Genomic DNA, 4,148 nt, shown 5'->3' with positions numbered 1-4,148 from the left:
CCTTGGCCGCCTTCAGGATCTGGTTCTTGCGCCGCAGACGGGCGACGTTGGTCGATACGCGAGGCATGGTTGCTCCTGTCGCTTGAGAAGAAGTAGGCGGTTGCGGCTCAGCTGGCGAGCAGGCGGGTGATCCGCGCCTGGTCGGCCTTGGCCATCACGGTGGTGCCGCGAAGGTTCCGCTTACGCTTCTGCGACTTCTTGGTCAGGATGTGGCTGTGCATCGCGTGGCCGCGCTTGATCTTGCCGCTGGCGGTCTTCTTGAAGCGCTTGGCGGCGCCGCGGTGCGTCTTCATCTTCGGCATGCTGGACCTCTCATCCTTTCGGTACGCCCTCCCCGGAAGCGGGGAGACGCGGCTATTGGGCTACTTTGGCGGTGGGCGCCAGCACCATGGTCATCGAGCGCGCTTCCATCTGCGGAGACGACTCGACCTTGGCCACGTCGTTCAGGAGCTCCGAGACGCGGTCCATGACCTTGCGCCCGATCTCGGGGTGTGCCATCTGGCGGCCGCGAAACATCATGGTCAGCTTGACCTTGTTGCCCTCTTCGAGGAACTTCCGCGCGTGCCGGGTCTTGAAGTCGAAATCGTGGTCCTCGATCCCCGGGCGCATCTTGACTTCCTTAAGCTGCACGTGGTGCTGCTTCTTGCGCGCCTCGCGCGCCTTCCGCTGCTCCTCGTACTTGAACTTGCCATAGTCCATGATGCGGCAGACGGGCGGACGGGCGAGCGGCGCGACCTCCACGAGGTCCAGCCCCTGCTCCTCCGCGACGCTCAGCGCCTGCTCGATGGGTATGATTCCCAGCTGCTCGCCGTCCGGGCTGATCACCCGCACGGGGCTGATGCGAATCTGCCGATTTACACGCGTCTTCTCGTTGATGGCGGCTTCTCCCGGCAACGGGGTACAATGGAAAACGGGCCTGATTCCGAAGATCAGGCCCGTCAACGCGCGAGCTCCGCCCCGGTATGGTGGGGGCGGCGCGCCTTGCTCGGACCCGGCAGCATCCTGCCGCGCGGAAAGCGCGGCGAGCCGATGGGTGAGGGGCGTGCCCGCCCCCACTTTTCCATATTGTCCGGCAAATCTACCCGCCGCGCCGTATCCTGTCAACCGGCCGCGCGGCGGGCGTTCCCCGCGGTCACTCCGCCGCGGCGGTCTCCGCGTCCGGCGCGTCCTCGAACCCGACCTTGAGCGTCCGCGAGCGGGCCTGCTCCAGGATGCGCTGGGCCAGGTCCTCGCGGTCCAGCACCTCCTGCTTCTTGCCGCCGCCGCGCACGCGGACGGCCGCGGTCCCCTGCTCCACCTCGCGCCCGCCGATCACGGCCATGTACGGCACCTTCTGCATCTCCGCCTCGCGCACGCGGTAGTTCAGCGTCTCGGTGCGGTCGTCCACCTGCACGCGCAGGCCCAGCTCGCGCAGCCGCGCGCCGTACTCGCGCGCGCTGTCGGCCTGCGCGTCCGAGATGGGCAGCACCTTCACCTGCACGGGCGCCAGCCACACCGGGAACGCGCCGGCGAAGTGCTCGATGAGGATCGCGATGAAGCGCTCGAACGACCCGCTCACCGCGCGGTGGATCACCACCGGCCGGTGCGGCAAGTTGTCGTCGCCCACGTACGTGAGGTCGAAGCGCTCCGGCGCCGCGTAGTCCAGCTGGATCGTCCCCAGCTGCCACGCCCGGCCGATGGAGTCCGTCACGTCGAAGTCGATCTTCGGCCCGTAGAAGGCGCCGTCGCCCGGCTTCATCTCGTACGCCATGCCGGTCGCCTCCAGCGCGCTCCGCAGCGCACCTTCCGCCCGGTCCCACATCTCGTCGCTCCCGATGCGCTGCTCCGGGCGCGTGGCGAACTTGAGCGTGGCCGTGAGGCCGAACGTCGCATAGTAGCCGAGGATGAAGTCCATCAGGAACTTCACCTCGCCGAAGATCTGGTCCTCGCGGAGGTACACGTGGCAGTCGTCCTGCGCGAACTGACGGACGCGCGTGAGGCCCGACAGCGCGCCCGACAGCTCGTTGCGGTGCAGCACGTCGAACGTCACGTAGCGCAGCGGCAGCTCGCGGTACGAGTGCCGCTCCGAGGCGTAGTACAGGTGGTGCGAGGGGCAGTTCATGGGCTTGAGCGACATGTCGTGCTCGTCCGTCTCGGAGTTGAGGACGAGGAACATGTTCTCCTTGTACTTGCCCCAGTGGCCGCTCTGCTCCCACAGCGCCTTGGTGTACAGCAGCGGCGTCTTGATCTCCAGGAACGCCTCGCGCTGCCGCTCCTGGACGAAGTCGACGAGCGCGTTGTACAGCGTCGTCCCCCGGGGCGTCCAGAACGCCGCGCCGGGCGAGACGGGGTGGAACTGGAAGAGGTCCAGCTCCTTGCCGAGCTTGCGGTGGTCGCGCTTCCGCGCCTCCTCCAGCCGGTGGATGTGCTGGTCCAGCTGCTCCTTGCTGAGCCACGCCGTGCCGTAGATGCGCTGCAGCATCTGCCGGTTGGAGTCGCCGCGCCAGTACGCGCCCGCCGTGTGCAGCAGCTTGAAGTGCTTCAGCCGCCCCGTCGTGGGCACGTGCGGGCCGCGGCACAGGTCCAGGAACGGCCCGTTGCGGTAGACGGTGATCGTCTCGTCCTCGCCGAACTCGTCCAGGCGCTCCAGCTTGAGCGGGTCGTCCGCGAACAGCTCGCGTGCCTCGGCGACGGAGACCACGCGGCGCTCGAACGGGTCGTCCGCCTTCGCCACTTCCTGCATCTCGCCTTCGATGCGCTCCAGCTCGTCGTTCGTGAACGGGTGGTCCACGTCGAAGTCGTAGTAGAACCCGTCGTCGATGGCGGGCCCGAAGCCGATCTTCGCGTCCGGCCGCACCCTGCGCACGGCCGTCGCCAGGATATGGGCGGCCGAGTGGCGCATCAGCTCCATCGCCTCGGGGCTCTTCTCCGTGACGATCTCCAGCGACGCGTCCTGCTCGATGGGGCGCTCCACGTCCACCATCTGCCCGTCCACCTTGCCCGCGAGCGCGGCCTTGGCCAGGCGCGACCCGATGGTCTCCGCGACCCCGCGCACGGTGGTCCCGCGCGGCACCTCGCGCACGGAGCCGTCGGGAAGGGTGACGCGGACGATCTCGGAGGCGTTCTCTGTCTGACTCATGGCTCGTGGCTCACGGTGCGGCGCCGGGTCACTCCCGGCGGGTGTCACGCGGGCAGGTGCCCGCGGGGAACGTAGATGAAGAACAGTGCGATGGATACCAGCAGCAGCAACGCGAGCAGCGCCCACGGCCAAAGCCGGCGCTCGGTCTCGCTTCCGGAAGCCGTCTCGGCCATGCTCGCGCTCGGCTGCTAGGGGGACGGAACGGGCGGAGTGGCCAGCGGCCTCTCCGCCCTCGCTCTCACCCTCCGAATCTATTCCCCCGCCCCGTTTTCCCGCAACCGGACGCCATCCGCCGGATCGCTTCACATCTACGGACATCACCGCGCCGGGCGAAGGTTAGCGGAGTCGGTTGATCTCCAGGGACTTCGGGTGATTCGAATACGGTGGATCGTCGCCGGTCGAACGGGGACCGGAGTAGTCGGTCGATGCGCAGCGGATGAACGGCATCGCATCTTCCTGATCGCCCCGCTGTTCTCGCGCGGGCGTTCGGAAGCGGACGGCCCCGCATCTTCCGGAGAAGAGGCGGGGCCGCCGTGGCGGAGGGCCGGAGCCCTCCGCCGGTGCTGCCTGAGCCGAGGCTCAGTACATGTCGTCCGTCTACGCTTCGTTCCAGTAAAACCCGCTGCAGTTTGTCGAAGTAGCGACATGATAAGATGTTACGCGGACCTTCCGACTTTTTCACCTCTCTCCCAATACCGTAATTCGGCACTGTTATCCGCCGGAACTCCCGGTGAACAATTGCCTCAGAACGTGGACGGCCTCTCGAACTCATCGCCGGCTGTCGCAGACGCGGAGGGCTAGTGTAATACCATTTTGGTTGTTTAATTGTGCATTTCGTATTACCGTTGGGGCAACTCTCACCGGGAGATGCCCATGCGTCGAGCGTTACCGGAGGTTCGCGAGTCGGAGGAGAAGCTGCGGGAGATGCTGGCGAAGACGCGGGACGCGAAACGTCAGCGCAGGGTCCACCTCCTGGTCCTGATCCGCTCGGGCGAGGTGCGGACGCGGGAGGCCGCCGCGCGGCACCTGG

At 67.2% G+C, this 4,148-nt stretch carries 4 protein-coding genes; all 4 read right to left on the bottom strand.

Annotated elements, in window-relative coordinates; genetic code table 11:
* Nucleotides 1-107 precede the first annotated feature (107 nt).
* Nucleotides 108-302 (bottom strand): 50S ribosomal protein L35, encoded by a 195-nt coding sequence (gene rpmI, locus VFE05_12825; protein ID HET6230948.1) that lies wholly within the window; start codon nt 300-302, stop codon nt 108-110.
* A 52-nt stretch (nt 303-354) separates the two neighbouring features.
* Nucleotides 355-942 carry a translation initiation factor IF-3 gene (infC, locus tag VFE05_12820; protein HET6230947.1) on the bottom strand — a complete coding sequence of 196 codons (588 nt, stop codon included), beginning with the start codon at nt 940-942 and terminating at the stop codon, nt 355-357.
* Nucleotides 943-1,132: 190 nt separating this feature from the next.
* On the bottom strand, nt 1,133-3,118 hold the full coding sequence (thrS, locus tag VFE05_12815; protein ID HET6230946.1) for a threonine--tRNA ligase: 1,986 nt from the start codon (nt 3,116-3,118) through the stop codon (nt 1,133-1,135).
* Between the two features lie 44 nt (nt 3,119-3,162).
* Entirely contained in the window at nt 3,163-3,291 is a 129-nt protein-coding gene (locus tag VFE05_12810; GenBank protein HET6230945.1) for a hypothetical protein, read from the bottom strand.
* Between the last annotated feature and the right edge of the window lie 857 nt (nt 3,292-4,148).

The sequence above is a fragment of the Longimicrobiaceae bacterium genome (assembly GCA_035696245.1).
In the GTDB taxonomy this organism is placed as follows: domain Bacteria; phylum Gemmatimonadota; class Gemmatimonadetes; order Longimicrobiales; family Longimicrobiaceae; genus DASRQW01.
The sequence above is the reverse complement of the archived record's forward strand: the minus strand, read 5'-3'. Positions and strand labels throughout refer to the sequence as shown.

Coding starts and splice junctions, on each gene's coding strand:
- VFE05_12810 (HET6230945.1), bottom strand. CDS start 3,291: ATGGCCGAGACGGCTTCCGGAAGCGAGACCGAGCGCCGGCTTTGGCCG.
- thrS (HET6230946.1), bottom strand. CDS start 3,118: ATGAGTCAGACAGAGAACGCCTCCGAGATCGTCCGCGTCACCCTTCCC.
- rpmI (HET6230948.1), bottom strand. CDS start 302: ATGCCGAAGATGAAGACGCACCGCGGCGCCGCCAAGCGCTTCAAGAAG.